This window comes from Wukongibacter baidiensis, assembly GCF_050888315.1.
In the GTDB taxonomy this organism is placed as follows: domain Bacteria; phylum Bacillota; class Clostridia; order Peptostreptococcales; family Caminicellaceae; genus Wukongibacter; species Wukongibacter baidiensis.
Genome location: NZ_CP138202.1, coordinates 5,401,242 through 5,423,749 on the forward strand (window position 1 = coordinate 5,401,242; position 22,508 = coordinate 5,423,749).

The following is a 22,508-nucleotide window of genomic DNA, read 5'->3' on the forward strand; positions in this document are numbered from 1 at the left end:
AACTAGAGAAAGTCAAAACCTTAAACTCTAAAAATACAAATCAGCTCTCCTGTCCTTAAGAAAATAAGGATTTCTCATATGACCCTTTTTTTCACTCCTTATATCATTTAATGTATTAATATCGACATCGAAAAATATCATGTTCTCATTTTCCTCTGTATATTCTTTTACTAGATCCCCAAAGGGGTTCCATATACCAATGCCGCCTCCAAACCTTTTATCACCGCAATCTCCAACTAAATTGCACGCTGCCAAATAAACCCTATTGTCATAAGCCCTTGCTCCCATATATTTTTTCCAAACTTCTAACCTTCTTTCACCTGAAATAGGCGAAGCGTGGGGAGCAAAAACAATTTGAGCACCCTGTAAAGACATACTTGCTACAACCTCCGGAAAATGCAAATCATAACATATGGCAACACCAAAATTAACGGTCTCTGCTTGATGATGACTATTCTCCATTTTGAAAACAGGTAGATTTTGTCCAGGGGAATATATTTCCCTTTCATATTTTCCCAAGTGGGTTTTTCTGTATCTTTCAATTCTTCCATCGGGAAAGGCTATGACATGAACTATATATGTATTATTTCCATCCCTCTCAAGCATACCAGCCAGTATAACAATACCCTTGTCCTTAGACATTTCTGATAATCTTTGAGATGTATAACCCATTAGGTCTTCTGATAAGGATAGAGAAAGATTTCTATCATACCCACATGTGGAAAGCTCAGGAAAGCAAATTACTTTGGCTTTCTTTATTGCCGCTGCATTTACAAACCTGCTTATTTTTTGTAGGTTTGACTCTTTATCTGATGGTATAGCATTCATTTGTACTAAAGAGATTCTAAAATCGCTCATATAAAAACCTTTCTTTCTCACAAGAAATATTAATGTGAAGATAGATTTATTTTTTCAATATTGTACCATAAAAACTATTCAGTGTTACTATCTATTTTCAAGAGGAGCTCAGGCATGATGAAATATAATTAATTATAGTCTAGGATTTTTTCCACTTTCTAAATTCTATAATTGAATTATATAGTAGTCCTAAAATTATCGGAATCAACCAGTAATGTCCAATGGTATAAACTCTATTGGTTCCATAGATTTTCATTTGGAATATAGATAGTTCTACACCTTTTAATGATTCAGAGAGAATTATTGAACTAAGTGCATATTTAATTTGCCTCATAACTGCTGCAATTGCAATTAATGTATAAAGTAAAATGAAGAAGTTCTTATTTTTTCCCATTACAATGCTCCTTTAGATAATCTTTAGCGCTAGTATTGACCACTTTCATATAGAATACCCGTAATCAATAACTTATAAGCCTATACATGTTGCACCTCTTTCAAAACAGCAATGTCCATTAGTATATGAGGTTGAAATAATGTGTAGACCTTAGTTTGAAAAAAAATTTCCAAATTATAACACTCAATTATTGATTTTGATGGTCCAATGGGTTAAACTCAAATTGTATTTTAATGAATAAAACTATGGGGTGAGAATAATGAAAAAAGAAAAGATTGGGATTTTAATAGGAAGTATAGCCACTATTATTCTTGTTGTTTTTGGTTTGACATTTCTTATAAATGGAGAAAAGACAAAGGTACATAGAAATGTAGATGACGATAAACACACTAGATATGAGAACCGATTTGAAATTTACTTAGTAAAGAATGCAAGTACACAAGCTGCTGTAGAGATGGATATAAGCGATTTAGAATTAGATGATACTCCTATAGTCACTGAAAAGGACTTTAAATCATATAATTGGTTTAACCATTCACTTGAAATAAGTGAAGAGGTCTATGATAGAATTCCTAAGGTAAGTGTTAGTGGTCTTCCCTTTGTTGTAGTGGCCGATGGAGAAAGAGTATATCTAGGTGCTTTCTGGACTAGTTTCTCATCACTTTCTACAAGTCTACCGGTAATAGATATAATTCAAAAGCCATTTGCAATAAGACCAGGTTATCCATGGGATCATGAGGAATCAAATGATCCTAGGAAAGATGAAAGAATCTATAAGACATTGAATGAAATAGGTAAATTATCTTCTGATATACAAAAGCATTTAACAGGGGAAAGAGAAGGAGCTCTAAAGGTTATTCAAGAATATTTCCATGCGTTCGCCAGAGAAGACTACAAAACAATGATGGACTTAGCTACAGAAAAACATAACAAAACCTTTGTTCACGATGGTAATGTCTGGGGGATGAAATGGGCTGAGATTAGAGAGATAGAGCTTTTGGAGCCAAAAAAGAAAGAAAAGGATGATTCGACTCTAATATTTCTTGTAACTGTTGATATGGAGACCGTAGAGACCTCGTCTCAGTATCCAGAAACAGAAGGGGCCTTCTGTATTACTCTAAGAAAGGGTGAAGATGGTATTTGGCGTGTAGATGAATATAACAACGGATAGAAATTCGTAAATATATTTCTTAATATAAAAAAGAGCTCTACATGTTTTGTAGAAGCTCTTTCTATCATGTTCTGCGTTTAAATTTTTATAATAAATCATCTAGTCTATCTTTATCAAATCCTACTATATCCTCATCATCTATTACGATAACAGGAACACCCATATAGCCTTTTTTAATTAATTCCTTCCTTGCTACAGGATCTGTTTGGATATTTTTCTCAACGAAACTTACACCTTTCTCCGAAAGGTACTGCTTAGCAGTTACACAATGTGGTCAAGCATTACTAGTATAAAATATTACATTTGTCATTTAAATCATCCATTCTTTTATATTTTTCATTTATCCTATTTTAGAAGGCAACTATAAAACAATTAGCTCTAATTTGGGCTTGATACTAACTAAAACTGGAGACTTTGATAAAGCAATCTCTGCAATCTCGTTTACCTGTTCTTTTGTAGCAGACGTAACAGTCTTTAACTTAATAATTGGATTTACGATTCCTCCATTACCTTCTTCAAGTCCTAAAAAAACAGCTGCGTTTAAATCTGCTTCAATGTCTACTTCAACCTTTTCCAATTTTATTCCTTGTTGGCTTGCCAGAACCTCAAATGTGATTGCAAAGCAGCTACCTGCAGCTCCTAGCAAATACTCTACAGGATTAGGAGCATTATCAGTGCCACCCAGTTTGTCAGGTTCATCTGTAATTAGTGGTTCGAAATCACGAATGGCTATTTGGTTTTGAACGCCATCTTGCCAGCTTATGTGAGCAGCCCATTTAGTCATGGCTAACTCAGGATTCTTTTTCATAGCATCGACTGTTTGTTGAACAGCATCAAATGAAATATTATTCATATCTTTACCCTCCATTACATTGAGTTTGGTTATGTTTCTATATTAATATAAAGGTTTCTCGATGTATGTAAGGAGGCTTACATCTGTGAAAATTATTTTATAAAGTTATTCTTCAATTTGAATCCAGATTCTATTTTGATGTTGACGGATTACGCCAGTTTTTATTAGCTTGTTTACTAATAGAGTTACTGTTTCGCGAGTTGAAGCAACCATTCCTGCTAAGTCTTTATGAGTAATGGAAATAGGAATAGGATACCATCCATTATCTTCTTCATTTGATGCAGCTAATTTTTTTAACAAAAAGATAAGACGTTCTTCAACTTTTCCATAGGCAACTTGTATCAAGATGTCTGTTGTTTCCTGGTATTTTCGAGAAAAATAATTTATTAGAGCCATTGCTAATGATGGTGTACTTTCTACAACTCTTCTAATCTCATCTTTAGGAATAGCAATAACTGTTACATCAGTCAAAGCCTTTGCAAATACACTACTGTGATCTTGAGTAAAAACATCCAATAAACCGATAAAATCGTCTTGAGACAATATGCTTAAAATACACTCTTTACCATCAACATGAATATGAAATACACTTACATTTCCCGTCTTTATGAGGTAAATATTACTCAAATTCTTTTCAGGCATTGTTATCAATTCACCCTTGTGAAAAGATAACTCCTTTCCATGTTTCAGCCATTCTTGAACATGATTTTTAGGAAAGAGGTCAATAATTTTCTTCTGATGAATCTGATCAGTATAAAACATTTATATCCTCCTATTTTCGTATAGATGGAATAATCGTGCTAATGCTAATATACTCCTATTGTAATTTAATATATAGGCAATATCAATTTATTTTAGCAATCTACAAAACTAGTCGAAGGAATTATATAAAATTTGTATAATTTCTCTTTGATGAGAGAAAAGAAAATTATCATAGATTATCAATAGAGTTATAATATTGTAAAGGCCGAGCCCTTACGGGCTTGTAAAAAGAGAGATTGTAAGGAGGAGTACCAATGAACTATATTTTAAAAGATACTACTAAAATGCGAGGATTTACAGATATGAGAGTGATTTTTGAAGCACTTAATGGACTTCAAAACGATTATAATTGGTTAATAACAGATATAGAGTGTTATCCTGAAGTAGATGAGATAAAGGAAGAAGCTTTTCTGTCTGGAGATGATTTAACGGACGTTCTTAAACAAGAAGATATACAATTTATTTGGGCAGTGTTTACGGGCTTTCGAAAAGATATTGAAATAGATGTTAGTAACTTAGAGGTTATACCAAATATCCGCGATAATTATAACTTTTGGTCAGAAACAAAGATTCAGCATTCACAAGCTAGCATTGAAATTGATTGCTGTGATAGTAGCTACGCTGTATTTCTGAGTAAAGATGAAATAGCATCTAAAAAGTTCAAAGAATATTTTAGTGAGGCTATTGATTTGGATGAGTATAAAGAGAGATAAAGTAATATAAAAGGAGCTAGTTAAAGAATCGCTTTATATTTGAAAAATATTTTAAATTGGTTAACTTTCTTCACAGAAATTTCACATTTATAATTTAATATTTAAAAAGAGTTTCTGTAAGGAAGAAGCTCAAATTTTTTTAGCAATATACAATGACGTTCAGTCGTTGAATAAAACTTTTGGAGGAAATCAGATGAAAAAGAGTGTTTCTTTATTATTAGTACTTATGTTATTGGTTACAGCATTAATATCAGGTTGTTCTCAAGATAGCGGACAAAGCACTTCTGGAGAAGGTTCAGGTGGGAAGATGTTTGTCACTATTGCTACCGGTGGTAGTTCAGGAGTATACTTTGCATTAGGTGGAACTATATCTAATCTACTAAATGAGAAAGTTGAAGGAATTAATTCATCAGTACAGTCAACAGGAGCTTCGTCTGTAAACTCAACATTAATTGGAGCTAAAAAAGCTGAAATTGCTTTTGCCATGAATGATGTAGTTAGTTATGCATATACAGGTACAGAGGTATTTAAGGAAAAGGGCAAAGTTGAAAATCTAAGAGGTATTGCAGCGCTGTATCCAAACTTTGTTCAAGTTATAACTGTTAAGGATTCAGGCATTAATGATATAAGCGAGCTAAAGGGTAAAAGAGTTGGAGTTGGAGCACCAGGAAGCGGTACAGAGGTAAATGCTCGTCAAATATTGGCTGCCCATGGGATTACATATGACGATATAGATGAAGATTTCTTATCCTATGCAGAATCCGTAGAGCAACTTAAAAATGGTGCAGTTGATGCAGCATTCCTAACTTCTGGATTACCAAATGCAACTATAATGGATTTAGCTACCACCCATGATGTGAAAATAATTCCTATAAAGAAGGAAACAGTTGAAAGTTTAGCTAAGGAATACCCTTTCTATTCTTCTGAGATGATTCCTGCTGGAACATATGATAACGAAGAAGACGTAGAAACTGCTGCCGTAAAAACTTTACTAGTTACCAGAGAAGATTTAAGCGAGGAATTGGTTTACAACATAACAAAGACAATATTTGAAAATCTGGATGCTTTAGCTGATACACATAATGCTGCTAAGCAGATCAGCATAGATAAGGTTAAAGAAGGCATGTCAATTCCGCTACATCCAGGAGCAGAAAAATATTTTAATGAGAAGAGTAAATAAAAAGTTTTCAGGGGCTGTCTCATAAAGGAATCTTATGAGACCACCCCTAGCAGAAAGGAGGAAAAGATATGGAAATAGGGGAAGAGACAGTAATTGGACATGAAGAAATATTAGAAAAATACGATACCGAATCTAGATTTAGAAAATTTGATAAAAATAGTTTGCCAGGAATTATTGTATTTATTGTTTGCATAGGATTATCACTATTTCATCTTTTTACGGCATGGAGAGGACCACTGGTTACGTTGATGCATAGAGGCGTTCATATATCCGTTATAATGGCTCTTGTATTCATACTTTATCCCTTTGGAAAAAAGTCTTCTAAGAAGAAACCATCTATTGTAGATTGGCTTTTGGCTGTGCTGTCCCTAAGTTTAGGTGGATATATTATTATAAATTATAATCAATTAGTTATGAGAGCGGGAATGCCTAACGATATGGACATTGTTTTTGGGTTTATGGCCATATTACTAGTTTTAGAAGCAGCTAGAAGAATTACTGGAAAAGAGATTGTAATTTTAGCAATAATATTCTTGCTATATGCTCACTTTGGACCTAGTCTCCCAAATATTATTGCCCATAGAGGCTACAGCTTTAGAGATATTGCTGAGTACATGTATCTTACAACCGAGGGGATCTATGGAATCGCAATAGGAGTCTCATCGACGTATATATTCTTATTCGTTCTTTTCGGTGCATTCTTACAAAAAACTGGTATGGGACAATTTTTTAATGACTTATCCATGGCTATAGCTGGAGGCGGTAAAGGCGGACCAGCTAAGGTTGCAGTAATATCCAGTGGGTTTTTAGGCTCAATAAATGGTAGTGCCATAGCAAACGTTGTTACTACAGGAGCTTTCACGATTCCTTTAATGAAAAAGATAGGCTATGATAAGGAGTTTGCAGGAGCAGTTGAGGCTGCGGCTTCATGTGGTGGGCAGATATTGCCTCCTGTTATGGGAGCCGCTGCATTTATCATGGCAGAATATCTGGGAATAAAGTATATCACCATTGCTAAGTCTGCAATAATACCTGCATTACTTTATTACTTAGGAGTCATTATAATCATACATCTAAGAGCATCAAAAAAAGGTTTAGTTGGAATATCTAAGGAAAATTTACCGAAGGTATGGGAGGTTCTAAAACAAAGAGGACACCTTCTCTTGCCACTAATAGGACTATTATACTTTTTAATTAGTGGTAGAACTCCAATATATGCAGCATTTTGGTCAATAATATTAGCTATCTTTGTAAGTTTCTTAAGAAAAGAAACGAGAATGAGCTTTAGAGATATATTAGAGGCTTTAGAAAGTGGTGCTCGAACAGCACTCGGAGTTGCCATGGCATGTGCTGTTGTAGGTCTGATAATTGGAGTAGCGACTTTGACTGGCTTTGGACTAAAATTAGCCGGTGCAATTCTTTTCCTTGGAAAAGGAAACCTATTGATTACTTTAATACTAACAATGGTAGCATGTATAGTTTTAGGAATGGGATTGCCTTCGATTCCAGCCTATATAATTACCGCTACTATGGCAGCGCCAGCTTTAGCTAAAATGGGAGTACCTTTATTAGTTTCTCATATGTTTGTATTCTACTTTGGGATGTTGGCCAACTTAACTCCACCGGTTGCCTTGGCAGCCTTTGCTGGAGCAGGTATAGCTGGAGGAAAGCCTGCACAAACTGGATTCCAAGCAATAAAACTAGCCTTAGCAGGCTTTATAGTACCGTATATATTTGTTTACTCTCCATCCTTATTACTTATAGATACTACGGTAGTAGATATTATATTAGTTTTAATAACGGCTGTAATAGGGGTAATAGCCTTAGGCGCATCGGTTGAAGGATATTTAAATAGAAACTTAAATATAATAAATAGACTTCTATTATTTGTATCTGCTTTAATGCTAATTAATCCCGGGATTTATTCCGATGGAATAGGGGTTATAATATTTATTTTAATCTTTATTTCTGGGAAAATATCTGGTAAAAAGGTTTTAAGCAATGCATAGAAAAGAATCTGATTAAAGACAGATTAAAAAAAACTTATATTGTTAAGCTAAGAAATAGCCGCTTCAGATTGAAGCAGCTATTTTAAATTTGAGATATTTTATTATGTTTATATCTAATGTATATATTCTTATTATGTTCTCATCTCCAACAAGCTCATACAATTTTAATTCTTTATCTCTAAAATAGAAGGCATGCTGAGCAAGATTAGAGGCTCTATATTGTAAATCACTCATAGGTTTGTTTATATCGCTAAAGACTACGTACCCATCTTTTACTTCAGTTTTTTTACCAGCATACGCCGGCACTCCAGCTCCAAAGGATTTAAATCTAGTCCTATCTAGTATTATATTATAATCTGTATTTACTTTAAAAACTTCTTCCCATGGCTGTAACTCAACAGAATGTATCCATTGCATTGTAAATTCGTCATTAGCAGCAATTTTCTCTAGAAAGACAATCTTTTGATCTGTCAAATCTTCTAGAATCAATACACGTATATTTGTAAGCAAAAGAATAATAACTAAGATTCCTAAAATAGTAATAGAAAAAATTTTCTGTGATTCTGACATTGATGATTACTCCTTACTAAAAGTTTCTATTTTCTATTCATTCTAATTCTCTGTACTCCCCCATAAATAAAGCACAGCCCTAAAATTAATGGAGCTAAAAAGAACATATCAAAAGTTCTGTACAGGACCATAAAAAGAATTGTAGGGACTTCGAAAAATAGACCTATTACTAATAGAAAAATAGGATATCTTGCTAATCCTGAAACTGTTGTAGGAGTCCGACCTGTTCCAATATAGTGACCAGGATTATATTGATTATTTTGCCATTCGTTTAATTGTTCCATTTCTTTTTCAAACTCATTATTATTCTTATTAGATGACATTCCTTACTCCCTCCAGTCTTTCTACATGCTATTTTATTATTCTTTCTATAAATATCTAAGATTACCTCTAAAAAATGATAATTGAGGTGGCAATAGATGAATAGAATAAAAAAAGAAAGAGGAGTAATAATAGCATATTTTTAGGTTATTATTTAAATTACCAATTGTTACCATGTAATGGTATAATCTTAATTGACAGTGACATTTATTATATATTGCGGTCCACATTAAAAATATAAAAATTCTGGAGGGAAAGAATGAAAAAATTAATTGTAATTATCTTTATTATAGCTTTAATTTTTATTGGAGTATTTGCAAAAAATTATAATCCAGTAATTAATGAAACTGAACTTAAAAAAAATAAAGTTGAACTTGCAAAAAATGGGATAATAGAATTAAATCTTGGTGTAACTAATTGCTTTTTGATAAAGAATGGAGATAAATACGTTTTAATTGATACGGGTTATGAATATGAATGGGACTTATTTAATGAAAAATTGAAAGAAATTGGTGTTAGTATATCAGATATTAGTTATATTATATTAACACATCATCATGATGATCATTGTGGACTTTTAAATAAACTAACTACAGAAAATAATGATATTCGGGTAGTTATGTCAAATCTTGCAAAGGAATTAATATTAAATGGACAAAATGATCTTAATCATAATGGGGGTTTTATTAATAAGAGAGCAAAACAAATAAAGTATTTAAAGAATAAATTTGATAAAGAATGGAATGAATTAAAGTTTACTCCTTATCAGGTTCGAGAAAAAGATATTTTAATTACAGAGGATACTCTACTTAAAGAGATTGGAATAGAATTAGAAGGTAAAATTATTATTACACCTGGACATAGTAAAGATTCTATTTCTGTAATATTTGATAGTGGTTATTGTTTTGTGGGAGATGCTGCGGCTAATATGCCTATTTTTCAATTGGTTGGGGCTAAGTATTGTGTTTTGGTTTTAGAGGACTTAGATAAATATTATGAAAGTTGGAAAAAAATAATTTCAATGAATGTTAAGTACATACTTCCTGGTCATGGTAATTTAATTACAGTGGAAAAATTGAAAGAAAACGTCGGTAAGAATAAAAAAGAAGATATGGTTTCTAATAAGTAAATGAAATTGAGGATTAGAAGAATTAAAAACTTTGGTGAAAGAATGAAAAATTTGAGCCAGCTACTACGTCATATAACACTGTGCTTATTGCTTATGATACATAGGAACGGTTTTCTGATGCGATTAAAACCGTTTTTTTTTGATATGTTAAAGAACGGAGTGAAATTATGCTTTTAATAATTGATGAAGATAGTTACACACTTGAATTAGGCTATGATTTTGAGTTTACAGAACAATCTTATTTAGAGATACTATGGGATGTAGTTAATTGCTTTTGTGACAATGATGAAATGACCTTATTTGGTTATACAGAATATGATAAAGATTTAAGTGAATGTAAAGAAGAGATGACTAGCGGGTATTCAGAGGAAGAATTTCAAGAGCTTATTAAGCCAAGGATAAGTTTTATTAGCACGGAGTGGTATTTTCCACCAGAATACTCATTACATTTTGAGCAGCCAGATGATTTTATAAGAACATTGTGGGTCAATTTAAAAGGAAAATCAGAAGTAGTTAAATGGTTAAATAAAGACAGTTGGTTTATTTGCATCATTTTAGAGAAAGGCAAACCTTTATCAGAATATAACTATTATTTAACCTATAAAGAAATGGAGCCTGAACCAACAATGGTTTTAGAAATAGTAGAAAGAAGAAAAGGACATTTTATGAATATCGTACTTCCAAGATTGCAAAAAATATTTAATAATCAAATTAAAGGCGGACAGTTTCTATAGACAAACAGACTTATAAAAAGAGTATGTAAACTGTAGCTTGATAGCAGTCCTATGGCCCTATATTAGTATAGGACTGCCCCAGGTAATCGACAAAGTTAGTCGAAGAAATTATATAAAATTCGTCTAATTTCTCTTCTGTGAAAAGATATATCAATGGGTAGTTAATGATACCTAGAAGACTACAATGAAAGATTGAATATTACCTTACTATCCCACAACCTTATTTAATACAAGTTAGCTATTTGCAATGGGTATAGTACTGATAATTATAATTGGATTAGAAAAATAATAAAAAGAAAAGTTATTAAAAATCCTAAGATGATATAGAATTTTAATTTAGCTGTATGACATAGATATGCCTCTATTCGACATACATACTTTTAAAGAAACTTTGAGAACAGATTCCATTAAGTGGTGTCTGTTCTTTCTGTTTTTCTAAAAAATTATAAAATGAAACAAAACTAGAAAAAAAAGGACAACCAGTTTCTACAAAAATTTTTTTATAGGTAATTTATAATGAGAATGTAAATAAAAATACATGTTTTCATTTACATTTTAAGAAAAGGAGGTGTTTAAAAACCAAGAAATCACTATTTTCAACTCAAAGGTTATAGAAGAAAACAACCAGATGAAAGGGGTAGTGGAAAATGAATAAAAAAATATTATCATTTGCCTTAGTTTGTACTTTAGTAATTAGCTTATTAGCTCCAGTTAACACAATTAAAGCTGAAGGAGCAAGCAAAGATTTTGATACCTCAAGATATGGAGATGTAATTGATGTTGGAGCTAAGATTAGAAAATTAGCAGACGACGAAGAATATAATGCTAAGCTTGATAAGAAGATCAAAGAAATGGGATCTAAGATCAATCTTAACGAGGAAGAAGGAACTTCAGAGGACAATGGCAATGAAAACTTTACCTTTGATGGAGGGACAAAGGTATTTGTGGCACTAGATGACCTATATGGATATTACTTAAAGGATTTTACTTTAAGAAGTATAGGTGAGAATGTAGAAGTATGGGTAGCAGAAGACTTAGCATTCTATGATGAAGATGATAATTTGATAGAAGATCAACCAGCTCACATAATTAATCAAGAGCAAGTTGATAAAATAAGAGACGTTTTCGATAATAATATTTACATTAAAGACACTGAATTCTTTGGAACTCCTGACTCACATACTGGTGAAGATGCAACATTACCAGAAATGATTGGTTTACCGCAGGATTACTATGAGCCTGAAGACGGAGAAGAAAGAATAATGATTATGGTAGATAACGTTAGAGATGATCAGTATTATGATCCTAGTTATCCATTTTTTATAGCTGGATTCTTTTCACCAACTCTTGAGCGTTATACCGATAGAAATATTATAACCTTAGATTCAAAGGATTGGGAAACTAGGCTAGAATCTACGTTCCTAGGGACAACTGCCCATGAATTCCAACATTTAATCCACTCCGACAATGATAGTCTTGAAGAAACTTGGATTAATGAAGGTATGTCAGACTTTGCAGAATATCTATGCTTTGAAGAACACCCATGGGGTCATGTGAATTTCTTCCTTGATCATCCTGAAAATTCACTAGTTGAGTGGGATGAGCATGAAGATGCAGAGACTGGACCAGAAACATTGGCTGATTATGGACAGGCATATCTAATGCAATTATACTTAAATGACCACTATGGTAAGGATTTCGTTAAAGCCTTAGCACAAGATAAGAGCCACGGAATTGAAAGTGTAAATAAAATTTTAGAAGAATTTAATGCTGAAATAGACTTTAATGAGTTGTTTAAAAGATTTACTCTAGCAGTAGCTATGGACAGTCCTGAGCCAGACGATGGAATATATAATTTTGATAGTATAGACTTGAAAATCAACTATGAATCAGCTCTTGAGTATGACAAAGACGGAGTCCCAGCATGGGGTGGAGATTATAAGGTAATAGAAAAGGCTAACAAGATACAAAACATCGTTTTTGATGGTATAAGCTTCCTACCTACGCCTTGGAATGTAGTAGATGATCCTTTAGATTCAGATGACAAGGTTCTATGGGGAAACACTGGAAATGAGGTTAATAACAGTCTTATATTAAAGACTGATTTAAGCGATGTTGATTCTGCAATTCTTAAATTCGACAACTATATTGACATTGAAGAACAATGGGACTTTGGTGTAGTTCAAGTGTCAACTGATAATGGTGAGACCTGGAACAGTTTAGAAAACGAGAATACAAGAGACGATGTAGTTGATGAAGGTTATCCGGACATTAAAGATAGTATGCCTGGGTTTACTGGACATTATAATGATTGGATTCAAGAAGAATTTGACTTAACACCTTATGCTGGAGAAGAAATCCTAATTAATTTCCGTTATATGACGGACTGGGGAACTGTTGGAGCAGGTTGGTATATTGATAATATTGAGATACCTGAAATAGGATATTCGAATGATGGTAGTTCCTTAGAAGAGTTTATGAGTATTGATGAAATAAATGAAGTATACGTAGATTATGCTGTATCATTTATAAATGAGAAATCTAAAGGGAAAGGGAATAATAAGCAACATTACAAAGTATTAAATATTGACCCATTCAATGTAACAGAAGCAGATGCAATCCAGTTGAAGCAATTCTTTAGTGGGGGAAATAACTATATGGTTGTTTGGTATGCAGCACCTTCAGGAACAAAAGGAACAGTAGATTACACATATGAAATTATTAGTAAAAAGGACTACAACAAGAAAAAGAAGAAATAAGCAATAAACATATAATCAAAGGTGGTTTCATGATTTAAAATAAGCCCTAATACTTGACATGAAGTAGTTTGTCAGTTATTAGGGCTTTTCATTATAATATTGACAATGCTTGTTTTATCTGACTTATTTGCATTAATTCTATAAAAAGCAACTTAAACTATATGTTTTCCAAAAGCGATTTATCAAATTTATTCCAGTGTAGTATATAAGATTTATAGTACTTTAAATATATGGAATAACATAAAGTCAGAACTTAAGATTAATAACTGCTAATCTTATAGTTCTTTGCCTTTCGTTAGTTGAAAAAGGAGCAGATATAGCTACTTCACCTTGAGGAATCTTTGTAGCAATTAAACTTTCGTTAGAGGACTTTTGAACAGTATGTTCATTTCCAGTACTAGTAGTAACTGACTGAATTCTAGCCTCTGTAGTGTTAACTGATTCAATAGTATATAAAGGACTGTCTACTGCGATAGCTGTATTAGCTGCGGCAACTGGCACAACAACAGTTTCGTAAAGATTAAGATCAACCATAAAAACACCTCCTTTCCTTAAGCTACTAGATATATATGTGTTAAGGCTCAGTTGTGTTACAAGCCTTTAGGAGATATTAGAATCGTTACCAGTCTCCTTGTTTTCTCTAATCTTTAAATGGACGGTTTCTAATGATAAATCGAAACCGCCCATGTGATATATGAGATTTATGGTAGTTTAAATATATGGAAACTCTTATAACCTTGATTTAAGAAGAATAACTCCTAACGGCTGAGCTACTTGCCTTTCATTAGCTGGAGCAGAAGTCAATATAGCTACTTCGCCTTGAGGAATCTTTGTAGCAATTAAACTTTCGTTAGAGGATTTTTGAACAGTATGTTCATTTCCAGTACTAGCAGCAACTGACTGAATTCTAGCCTCTGTAGTGTTAACCGATTCAATAGTATATAAAGGACTGTCTACTGAAATAGCTGTATTAGCTGTGACAACTGGCAGAATAACAGTTTCGTAAAGATTAAGATCAACCATAAAAACACCTCCTTTCCCTAAGCTACTAGATATATATGTATTAAGATTCAATTGTGTTACAAGCCTTTGAGTTAATTGGGAAGTGCTTTAGAAATAAACAGCCACAAGTGAGATGATGAGACGTATTCCACACAACGCTAAAACTCTTTAAACCTTTTATAATTGCCGATTGAAACTGACATGGAATTATAAATACACGTGTTTTGTCAACAAGACATATTGTATAGTGCAAAAGGACATGGAGAGTATAATTTTTTAAGAGTTATATTTAACAGATTTTGCCTTAATACAAAAATTAAGGGGTGTCGAAATTGACAGAGCATAATAATGAAGAGTGTAACAGAAGAGCGATAGGAGAGTGTTCAGAGGCAGAAGGATGTAATACAACAGCAATAGGAGAGTGCTCCCATGCAGAGGGCTGTAGTACAATAGCGGTAGGTGACTGTTCTCACGCTGAGGGATGTAACACAATAGCAGTAGGAGGATGCTCCCATGCAGAAGGATTCGGCACAAGAGCAATTGGACTTGAATCCCATGCCGAGGGAGAAGAGACTATAGCAAGTGCAGAAGCAGCCCATGCCGAAGGACTTGGTACTACTGCAAGTGCCAATGAGGCCCATTCAGAGGGGTTATGGACAAAGGCAAGTGGCTTTCAAGCTCATGCAGAGGGACTTAGATCAGTAGCAAGCGGAGATCATGCCCATGCGGAGGGTACAGACACCATAGCTAGTGGAACTGATTCTCACGCAGAGGGAGATCTAACCATAGCAAGCGGAGTTCAGAGCCATACAGAGGGATTTAGAACAGTTGCAAAGGGATTTGCTTCCCATGCCGAAGGTTTTGATACAATAGCTAGTGGCTTTGAAGCCCATGCCGAAGGGGAAAAAACATTAGCAAGTGCCCAAGCAACCCACGCTGAGGGTTTTGGCACTATAGCATCAAATAGTGAGGCCCATGCGGAAGGGGCTTTGACAGAAGCAAGTGGATTACAAGCTCATGCCGAGGGATTTAGATCAATAGCAAGCGGTGATCGTTCCCATGCAGAGGGTACAGATACAATAGCTAGTGGAACTGATGCCCATGCAGAAGGAGATAGAACAGAAGCAAGAGGACCACAGAGCCATGCCGAAGGTTTTAGGACAATAGCAACTGCATTTGCATCTCATGCAGAAGGATTGTTTGCAATAGCAAGTGCACCTTACTCCCATGCAGAGGGAGAAGGTACGATGGCAATAGGACTTGCTTCTCATGCCGAGGGATACGAAACCATTGCAAGGTCTAGTGAAGCCCATGCCGAGGGTACCCTAACAGAAGCAAGTGGATTTACATCCCATGCCGAGGGTGTCATAACAGAAGCAAGTGGATTTACATCTCATGCCGAGGGTTTTGGTACTTTAGCATCAGGTAGTGTGGCCCATGCAGAAGGGTCTATTACAACAGCAAGTGGGCCTCGGTCCCATGCAGAAGGAGTCTTTACTGAAGCCAGTGGAAGTCAATCTCATGCAGAAGGGTATAACACAGTAGCAGAAGGGGACTGTTCTCATACAGAAGGAATGCTTACTAGAGCTAGCGGAGATTACTCCCATGCAGAGGGTCTTGCTACAAGTACAGAAGGATTTAAAGGTGCTCACATTATGGGTAAATTTGGTGATGCCTGTGAAGACTTTGGATGGTTTATGGCAGGCGGTACAGATCCCGATAATAAAGCTGTTACAGCTTGTATTAAGAATAATGGAGATGCATTCTTTAACTCAATTAACCTAGTAAATCCTTGCTGTGCAGACTATGCAGAAATGTTTGAAACAGAGGATGGAGAGTATATTGATTTTGGCTATTTTGTAACATTTGCAGAGGGAAGTGATAAAATACGAAAAGCAAATTCATATGATGATTATATATTAGGTGTCACTAGTGCTACTCCAGCAATATTAGCTGGATCAACGGATTATTACTGGCATAACAAATATATGAGAGACAAATGGGGACAGATTAAATATCAAGAGACAGTTATCCCAGAAGAAAAAGACGAAGAAGGCAACATTATTACTCCAGAGCGCAAAGAAAGACAGCCAACTCTGAATCCGAAGTGGAACTGTAAAGAAGAATATATCCCTCGCTCTCAAAGACCTGAATGGGCTGCAATAGGATTGCTTGGTCAAATACTTGTCAGAGATGATGGAACATGTAAGCCAGGAGGATATTGTATGCCGAATGATGATGGTGTTGCAACCGACTCTTACAGTGGATACAGGGTATTAAGACGTACAGATGTTGATCAGATATTAATATTATTCCGCTCCTAAGGGAAAATACAATAAAGGTTAAAAAATATCCTAGTTATTTATATGACTAGGATATTTTTGCATAATTATTCTATGATTTATTATTATATAAGATATAAGGACAAATGATATTACTTTATTATTAATTATGGAGTGGAAATTATGAAAAAGACTACAATAATATTCTTACTGATTCTGACAATAATCTTAGGTTATTTTATTTGGGATTCTCTTGAGCTTAGAAGGTTAGAGACGGCTGCTAAAGAAATTAGTCCATTAGCTAAAAGAACTATTGAATCGTTATATATGGGTGAATCCAAATTTATAAATGCTATAAGTGGAACAGATGAAGTAAAAGGTGTGCTGCAGGAAAGAATGAAACACTTACAGAATATAGATGACTACAGTTTAGATGTAATGCAAACTATGGTGGAAAAGATAAATGTATATGAGATAATTATACTTTCAACAGTTAAAACAGCAGAAGCTTATGCAGAACTTTACGAGTATAGATTAAAATTTAAGAAGAAGCATAAGAAGTGGATAATAGTTGATTTCAAATATAGGAGATTAAATTAAACCTTTACTTTAAATCAGAGGGAAATGTGTGATCAAAATAATGAAGGGACTAATATATGATACAAAAAAATGCTAGAGAGATCATTAACGAACGCGCTGTATTACATCCCAATGATCCTGTAGTATATGAATATTGGGATAGATTGACTAAAATATTAAGCATTGATTTAAAAGAAACGATAAAATTTCTTAGAAGTTGCAATGAAGAAGAAATACTTTGGATTAGTGAAGTATTTGAAGACGTAGCATATAACTTACAGAGTCAAGAGTATATTAACTGTTTAGAGGAGTTGGATGAAAAATATCCTCATTTAAACCTTACATCTGATATAAAAATTGCAAAAGATTTTATGAAGTAGATATCAAATGAATTGTTAACTCACTCTAGAATCGTACTATTTAATACATGGAAACTTCAAAAGGAGACAGTATAATCACCACCTGTCTCCTTTCTGAGATTTACACGATTTTAAATATACTAAAGACATTAAGCTTGTGCCTTAAGAAAAACGCCTGCTATTCTTTGCGTTGTTTGTCTTCCAGTAGCTGGAATAGAAGTCAATAAAGCTACTTCGCCCTGAGGAACCTTTGTTGCAATTAAACTTTCATTAGAGGATTTTTGAACAGTATGTTCATTTCCCGTATTAGTAGCAACTGACTGAATTCTAAGTTCTGTAGTGTTAACTGACTCAATAGTATATAAAGGACTATCTACAGAAATAGCTGTATCAGCTGTAGCAACTGGCACAAAAACAGTTTCGTTAAGATTAAGATCAAACATAAAAACACCTCCTTTATCTAAGCTACTAGATATATATGTGTTAAGGCTCAATTGTGTTACAGGCCTTTGATTTAGCTGGAACGTGTATTATGTTTATTTGTTTCTATGTATTCGTTAATGTTATAATAAACATTATAAAAGTACGGAGCGGGAATGAAATGAGGCTATATACATTACTGATACTCTAAGAAGAGATTATTTGATTAAGGGGGAGAGAGCATATGAAGGACGAGACTAATAAGAATTCTTTAGAACAATCATCATTAAAAAAAGGTTTTGGGGTTAATGATTTTAATAAACCTGAGCAGCAGTTGATTAAAGAGTTGAGCGAAGGTTGTAGCATGGAAGAAGATGAAGTTATCAGAATACTTCTTGAGAATGAGAACTTAAGTGCAGGAACCAAAGCGACATTATTAGAGAATGGAAATCTAAAAATCCTTAATATCTCTCCTGAATTTTACAAGCAAAAAACATTTGATAGCTTAAACTTCTTACCTCATCTTGAGGAATTTTACTTGTCTGAGGATTATAGAAAAACAAGAGAAAATCGCATCAAAAAGATAAACTTGTCTGACTGTTCTAGTTTAAAAGTACTTGCTATTAGAGCCAGTAAGCTTGTAGAACTGAGTGTCGATTCACCTAATCTACATACCCTCATATTACGGACACCAAAGCTAAAGAAATCTGAATTTCATAATTTAACCCAGCTGAAGGATATTCAACTTGATGGTATTCTAGAGCTTGACATTAATCAATTAGATATAAATTGGAATCTACTTGAGACTTTATCTATTATGAGGATGTCTCAAGACATACCAATTGAAAAATTAACAAATATTCAAAGGCTAACACTTGATTACTTAAAAGATGTTAGTATTGACCGATTTGATAAGAAAAAGATCAGTATAGAAGCTCCTAATCTAGAGCTTGTTGACTTAGTGAATACCAATATTAAAGAATTATATCTAGAGAAGTGTCCTAAACTTAGAGAGTTATTATTAACAGAAAAAAATTTGGTGAAGGCTACATTTGAATATAAAAACATTGAAAAACTCGACCTAAATGTTGGTTGGCAATTTTTAGGCTCAGATCAATTAAATAAATGTAAGCAATTAAAAGAACTTAGATTAGTAAGCTATCGTGGTTTGACTTTGAAAATTCAATTAGAAAAATTGCATAGGATTTATTTGCTGGACCCAGAAATCAAGACTTTGGATGTAACATTATGCCCCGAATTAAAGTATTTAGGTATTACTGGGAGAGCAGCTGATGTTGAGCAGGTTAGAACTCATTGTGAATATACTGAGCTTTTTATAAACTATGCTAGTGTAAAAACAATAGATATTTCAGCAAGCCAAGACAGTGCTTATTTAGAATATAGTATAAATGGAATAGATTCAGACACAATAAGACTAATCTGTAGAGATACTCAGCTTGAACGTCACCACTGGCTTAGAAAAGACTTTTCTAATATTAAAACCATTAAAAGCAGTAGCGAAGATTTAGAGAAAATGGTTAATAGTTATAACTATGATCAAGGTAATGCATTCTTGGAATGGGTTATTGAGCATCCTAACTGCGATAAAGGGACAGCTTTAAAGATATACTGGACACTTGGGGTAGGATGGTACACTCAATATGAGGACGAAGGTCAAATCCCTAGTCACGCAAAGGAAGATTACAAGCTGATAAAAAAAATTGAAAAATTATATACATCGGGCTATTTTAAAAAATGTGATATAGCATTTGATCCAGGTAAAGAGCATGTTAATACCTATGCTGATGTGATGGTTAAAGAGAGAATACCAGAGGTTATGTTTCTTCCAGTAACACCAAAGGGAATAAAAGCCTTATTAAAAGGGTGGTTGAAATCATAAAACAAATGAACATCGCTGGGGTGGTTCTTTTGAGATGAAGATGATAAGTTGGAACTGTATGAAGCTGTTGAAACAGTGTAAATCATTGTTGAAGATGAAAATGTGATATTGGGACTGAAATGGGCGGTTTCTAATTACAAATGGAAACCGTCCAAAAGTTATGCACAAAAAAACCCCCGCATTTGCCAGAGGTTTCAAACTATTTTTTTAATCTCATTCCAATAATATTCTAAACAGTTTTTTATTGATTAACTAGCAATCCACACAGGATCCCTGAACTTCAGCTGTTATAACTCCTTGGCTAATAGTACTACCAGTACTAGACACTGTTGCTTCAACAAGTTCAACTATATAGGAGCAACTTCCTCCAATGCAATTATTTTCAAAGTCACAGAATTTAAAACAGAAAGAGTCTTCGGAAGCACCTAAGCTATCTGGTCTTTTATAAACAACTTTTTTTACTACTTTTTTAGTTATATTTTCACATTCTTTAGATAATGCAAAAGTAAGTTCAGTTGATATTAATGATGGAGAAAAAATAATTGAACAAAATTCGATTATTACCAATGGATTAAATAACACTGATGGATCAATAGTAACCCTTGCTATTTCAACCGTAGGAGCTGGAATAGGAATATTATTATTAATGTTTATGGTGTTATTCTGATTTCCGCATGCTAATATTACGCCTCTTTGATTTGGATGGGTTTTACATGGTGAACATCCACATTTTTTCTTGAAATCATTATCCTTTTTAATAATAATAACTTCTTCTTTTCTATTGTCACAATTCTTCCTTTTATAATTCCTATCATAATCGGAGCACCTTGGATCTCTAGACATATGGTTAAATCCTCCCTTCTATTTTTTTATCTTCTATACTGCGGAACTAATCGCTGCATGCTCCTTGTGCATTAGCTGTTATGACACCTTGACCTATTGTTGCAAGTCCTGCATCTCCTCTAGTTACAGAGGCAAAGGTAATCTCAACTATATAAGAACAACATCCAGTGCAACTATTGTTGAAATCACAAAAATCAAAACAGAATGAATCGCTAGTATCAGTATCATCTCTTCTGAATTCAAAGGTATCAATCGTATGTTTTGAAATTCCCTCACATTCCTTTGAGAGTGAAAGAACAAAGGTAGCTGCCTGCACATCAAAATTCAGAGTAACAATAGAGCAAAAGTCTATTACTACAAGAGGATTACATAAACAAGATGTATCAATAGTAACTCGGGCTATTTCAACAGGTAACTCTATTTCTTCTATTCCAAAATCAATGTTCCTAGCTTGCGTTCCACATGCAGCTATTACCCCTCTTGGCTTAGGATGCAGCTCTTCATTAGTATCACATTCGTAAATTTCCTCAAACTCTTTATCTATATAAATGACTTCTTTCATGTCGCGATGACAATCTGGTATTTTTATATAACCTGACATGGTTTAATATCCTCCCTTCTACTTTTAATTCAATACCTCTTAGAATTCATCATCATATACTCTTTGAGATTTTGCAGTAACAGTGGCTCGGCTGATTGTAGAGTCACCAGTTGAAAAATTTGTTGTATCAGTCTGAACTCTAGTAAGTTCTATTGTATAGAAACAGCACCCTACACAAGTATTATTAAAGTCACAAAATTTGAAGCAGAATGAGTCACTTGAAATATCGAATGGTGCTGTTCTCGTAAATGTATATACTGCCAATTGCTGTTTTGGAATATCGTCACATTCCTTAAACAATGTAATTGTATAATTTACAAAATCAGCAGTTTGACCTAGATTTAGCTGAGGTACTGAAATCGTACAGCAAAAGTTTAAGAGAACCAATGGACAGCATTGCAAAGTAGTATCAAGGGCAACACTTACTATTTCTATTGGTAAAGTAGCGGATATTGGCGGGTTTAATATATCAATTACAATATCCATATTCTGCTTACCGCAGGCCAAAATTACTCCCCTTTGCTTTGGACGTTGTGATTCACATGAAGTGCACTCATAATATTCTTCATAGTAATCTTTATCTTTCTCAATTATAATGACTTTTCTTTTATCACAGTCACAATCAGGAACCTTCATATAACCTGACATTGAATTAAATCCTCCCTTCTTTTTATATAAATAAACACGAGGGTATATAACCCTTCTATTATCGGTCAGTTTTTACTTTGTGAAATGAACTATAGCTCTTACATACAAAATATTAGGAGATTAAAGTTATCTCTAATTATCACTTTATACTATGTCTCATATCAAAATTTGTTACATGCATTCGATTAAAGAGAAATTTTGTACTAGATACTAACTCTGTATTACTTTACTTATATCAATGGGACGGTTTGAAGTGACCCCTGGATATGGTCTTTATTTTTAAATTCTCTAATACTTCGTCCTTTATTGATTTGTAATAGTTTAACAAAATTAATTAATTTTGTTAAAAAACAAACAATTTAAATGTAAAATATGATATAATATGTTTTAATGTAGGAAATATTACAAAAAAAGGGAGATG

The 22,508-nt window shown here is 33.6% G+C and carries 24 protein-coding genes; 11 read left to right on the plus strand and 13 right to left on the minus strand.

What is annotated here, in order from left to right; genetic code table 11:
• Positions 1-27: 27 nt before the first annotated feature.
• Together R9X47_RS24370 and R9X47_RS24375 are read right to left on the minus strand one after the other, a co-directional pair.
• Positions 28-858 (minus strand): nitrilase-related carbon-nitrogen hydrolase, encoded by an 831-nt coding sequence (locus R9X47_RS24370; protein WP_432663695.1) that lies wholly within the window; start codon positions 856-858, stop codon positions 28-30.
• A 139-nt stretch (positions 859-997) separates the two neighbouring features.
• Positions 998-1,252, minus strand: coding sequence for a hypothetical protein (locus R9X47_RS24375; RefSeq protein ID WP_432663696.1), 255 nt, complete (start codon positions 1,250-1,252; stop codon positions 998-1,000).
• Positions 1,253-1,511: 259 nt separating this feature from the next.
• Here R9X47_RS24375 and R9X47_RS24380 point away from each other — a divergent pair, with 259 nt between their 5' ends.
• Positions 1,512-2,423: a hypothetical protein gene (locus R9X47_RS24380; protein WP_432663697.1), complete on the plus strand. Its 912-nt coding sequence runs from the start codon at positions 1,512-1,514 to the stop codon at positions 2,421-2,423.
• An 85-nt stretch (positions 2,424-2,508) separates the two neighbouring features.
• Here the strand turns inward: R9X47_RS24380 and R9X47_RS24385 are convergent, their stop codons facing one another.
• From R9X47_RS24385 to R9X47_RS24395, 3 genes are all read right to left on the minus strand, one after another.
• On the minus strand, positions 2,509-2,733 hold the full coding sequence (locus tag R9X47_RS24385; protein ID WP_432663698.1) for a glutaredoxin family protein: 225 nt from the start codon (positions 2,731-2,733) through the stop codon (positions 2,509-2,511).
• 51 nt (positions 2,734-2,784) lie between these two features.
• Positions 2,785-3,231, minus strand: coding sequence for an OsmC family protein (locus tag R9X47_RS24390; RefSeq protein ID WP_432663699.1), 447 nt, complete (start codon positions 3,229-3,231; stop codon positions 2,785-2,787).
• Positions 3,232-3,381: 150 nt separating this feature from the next.
• Positions 3,382-4,038 (minus strand): Crp/Fnr family transcriptional regulator, encoded by a 657-nt coding sequence (locus tag R9X47_RS24395; RefSeq protein ID WP_432663700.1) that lies wholly within the window; start codon positions 4,036-4,038, stop codon positions 3,382-3,384.
• 254 nt (positions 4,039-4,292) lie between these two features.
• On the opposite strand from R9X47_RS24395, the gene R9X47_RS24400 reads away from it, so the two are divergent.
• The 3 genes from R9X47_RS24400 to R9X47_RS24410 all read left to right on the plus strand — a co-directional run bounded on the left by R9X47_RS24400 (position 4,293) and on the right by R9X47_RS24410 (position 7,940).
• Entirely contained in the window at positions 4,293-4,751 is a 459-nt protein-coding gene (locus R9X47_RS24400; RefSeq protein ID WP_432663701.1) for a hypothetical protein, read from the plus strand.
• A gap of 193 nt (positions 4,752-4,944) precedes the next feature.
• Positions 4,945-5,931, plus strand: coding sequence for a TAXI family TRAP transporter solute-binding subunit (locus R9X47_RS24405; RefSeq protein WP_432663702.1), 987 nt, complete (start codon positions 4,945-4,947; stop codon positions 5,929-5,931).
• A gap of 68 nt (positions 5,932-5,999) precedes the next feature.
• The gene (locus tag R9X47_RS24410; protein ID WP_432663703.1) at positions 6,000-7,940 is read left to right on the plus strand and encodes a TRAP transporter permease; all 1,941 of its coding nucleotides are present in this window, start codon (positions 6,000-6,002) and stop codon (positions 7,938-7,940) included.
• 63 nt (positions 7,941-8,003) lie between these two features.
• Here the strand turns inward: R9X47_RS24410 and R9X47_RS24415 are convergent, their stop codons facing one another.
• Both R9X47_RS24415 and R9X47_RS24420 read right to left on the minus strand, forming a co-directional pair.
• Positions 8,004-8,510, minus strand: a complete 507-nt coding sequence (locus R9X47_RS24415; protein WP_432663704.1) for a DUF1850 domain-containing protein — start codon at positions 8,508-8,510, stop codon at positions 8,004-8,006.
• Positions 8,511-8,536: 26 nt separating this feature from the next.
• Positions 8,537-8,833 (minus strand): hypothetical protein, encoded by a 297-nt coding sequence (locus tag R9X47_RS24420; RefSeq protein ID WP_432663705.1) that lies wholly within the window; start codon positions 8,831-8,833, stop codon positions 8,537-8,539.
• Positions 8,834-9,090: 257 nt separating this feature from the next.
• On the opposite strand from R9X47_RS24420, the gene R9X47_RS24425 reads away from it, so the two are divergent.
• From R9X47_RS24425 to R9X47_RS24435, 3 genes are all read left to right on the plus strand, one after another.
• A complete protein-coding gene (locus R9X47_RS24425; RefSeq protein ID WP_432663706.1) occupies positions 9,091-9,960 on the plus strand; it encodes an MBL fold metallo-hydrolase in 870 nt (289 codons plus the stop codon).
• Positions 9,961-10,127: 167 nt separating this feature from the next.
• Entirely contained in the window at positions 10,128-10,694 is a 567-nt protein-coding gene (locus tag R9X47_RS24430) for a hypothetical protein (RefSeq protein WP_432663707.1), read from the plus strand.
• 647 nt (positions 10,695-11,341) lie between these two features.
• A complete protein-coding gene (locus R9X47_RS24435; RefSeq protein ID WP_432663708.1) occupies positions 11,342-13,453 on the plus strand; it encodes a peptidase M6 in 2,112 nt (703 codons plus the stop codon).
• 246 nt (positions 13,454-13,699) lie between these two features.
• On the opposite strand, the gene R9X47_RS24440 is transcribed toward R9X47_RS24435, so the two are convergent.
• Both R9X47_RS24440 and R9X47_RS24445 read right to left on the minus strand, forming a co-directional pair.
• A complete protein-coding gene (locus R9X47_RS24440) occupies positions 13,700-13,987 on the minus strand; it encodes a hypothetical protein (protein WP_432663709.1) in 288 nt (95 codons plus the stop codon).
• Positions 13,988-14,182: 195 nt separating this feature from the next.
• Complete coding sequence (locus R9X47_RS24445) at positions 14,183-14,476, minus strand: hypothetical protein (protein WP_432663710.1); 294 nt, start codon at positions 14,474-14,476, stop codon at positions 14,183-14,185.
• Positions 14,477-14,787: 311 nt separating this feature from the next.
• Between R9X47_RS24445 and R9X47_RS24450 the strand changes: the two genes are divergently transcribed.
• From R9X47_RS24450 to R9X47_RS24460, 3 genes are all read left to right on the plus strand, one after another.
• The gene (locus R9X47_RS24450) at positions 14,788-16,779 is read left to right on the plus strand and encodes a peptidase G2 autoproteolytic cleavage domain-containing protein (protein WP_432663711.1); all 1,992 of its coding nucleotides are present in this window, start codon (positions 14,788-14,790) and stop codon (positions 16,777-16,779) included.
• A 141-nt stretch (positions 16,780-16,920) separates the two neighbouring features.
• Positions 16,921-17,337, plus strand: a complete 417-nt coding sequence (locus R9X47_RS24455; RefSeq protein WP_432663712.1) for a hypothetical protein — start codon at positions 16,921-16,923, stop codon at positions 17,335-17,337.
• A 56-nt stretch (positions 17,338-17,393) separates the two neighbouring features.
• On the plus strand, positions 17,394-17,696 hold the full coding sequence (locus tag R9X47_RS24460) for a hypothetical protein (RefSeq protein WP_432663713.1): 303 nt from the start codon (positions 17,394-17,396) through the stop codon (positions 17,694-17,696).
• A gap of 128 nt (positions 17,697-17,824) precedes the next feature.
• Here R9X47_RS24460 and R9X47_RS24465 read toward each other — a convergent pair whose 3' ends face one another.
• A complete protein-coding gene (locus tag R9X47_RS24465) occupies positions 17,825-18,118 on the minus strand; it encodes a hypothetical protein (protein ID WP_432663714.1) in 294 nt (97 codons plus the stop codon).
• 221 nt (positions 18,119-18,339) lie between these two features.
• Here R9X47_RS24465 and R9X47_RS24470 point away from each other — a divergent pair, with 221 nt between their 5' ends.
• Positions 18,340-19,995, plus strand: coding sequence for a DUF4274 domain-containing protein (locus tag R9X47_RS24470; RefSeq protein WP_432663715.1), 1,656 nt, complete (start codon positions 18,340-18,342; stop codon positions 19,993-19,995).
• Between the two features lie 252 nt (positions 19,996-20,247).
• On the opposite strand, the gene R9X47_RS24475 is transcribed toward R9X47_RS24470, so the two are convergent.
• Genes R9X47_RS24475 through R9X47_RS24485 form a run of 3 tightly spaced genes read right to left on the minus strand, consistent with a single transcriptional unit; the run spans position 20,248 to position 22,087 of the window.
• Positions 20,248-20,838, minus strand: coding sequence for a DUF4489 domain-containing protein (locus R9X47_RS24475; protein WP_432663716.1), 591 nt, complete (start codon positions 20,836-20,838; stop codon positions 20,248-20,250).
• 46 nt (positions 20,839-20,884) lie between these two features.
• Positions 20,885-21,439, minus strand: a complete 555-nt coding sequence (locus R9X47_RS24480; RefSeq protein ID WP_432663717.1) for a DUF4489 domain-containing protein — start codon at positions 21,437-21,439, stop codon at positions 20,885-20,887.
• A 39-nt stretch (positions 21,440-21,478) separates the two neighbouring features.
• Positions 21,479-22,087, minus strand: coding sequence for a DUF4489 domain-containing protein (locus R9X47_RS24485; RefSeq protein WP_432663718.1), 609 nt, complete (start codon positions 22,085-22,087; stop codon positions 21,479-21,481).
• Positions 22,088-22,508: the final 421 nt, after the last annotated feature.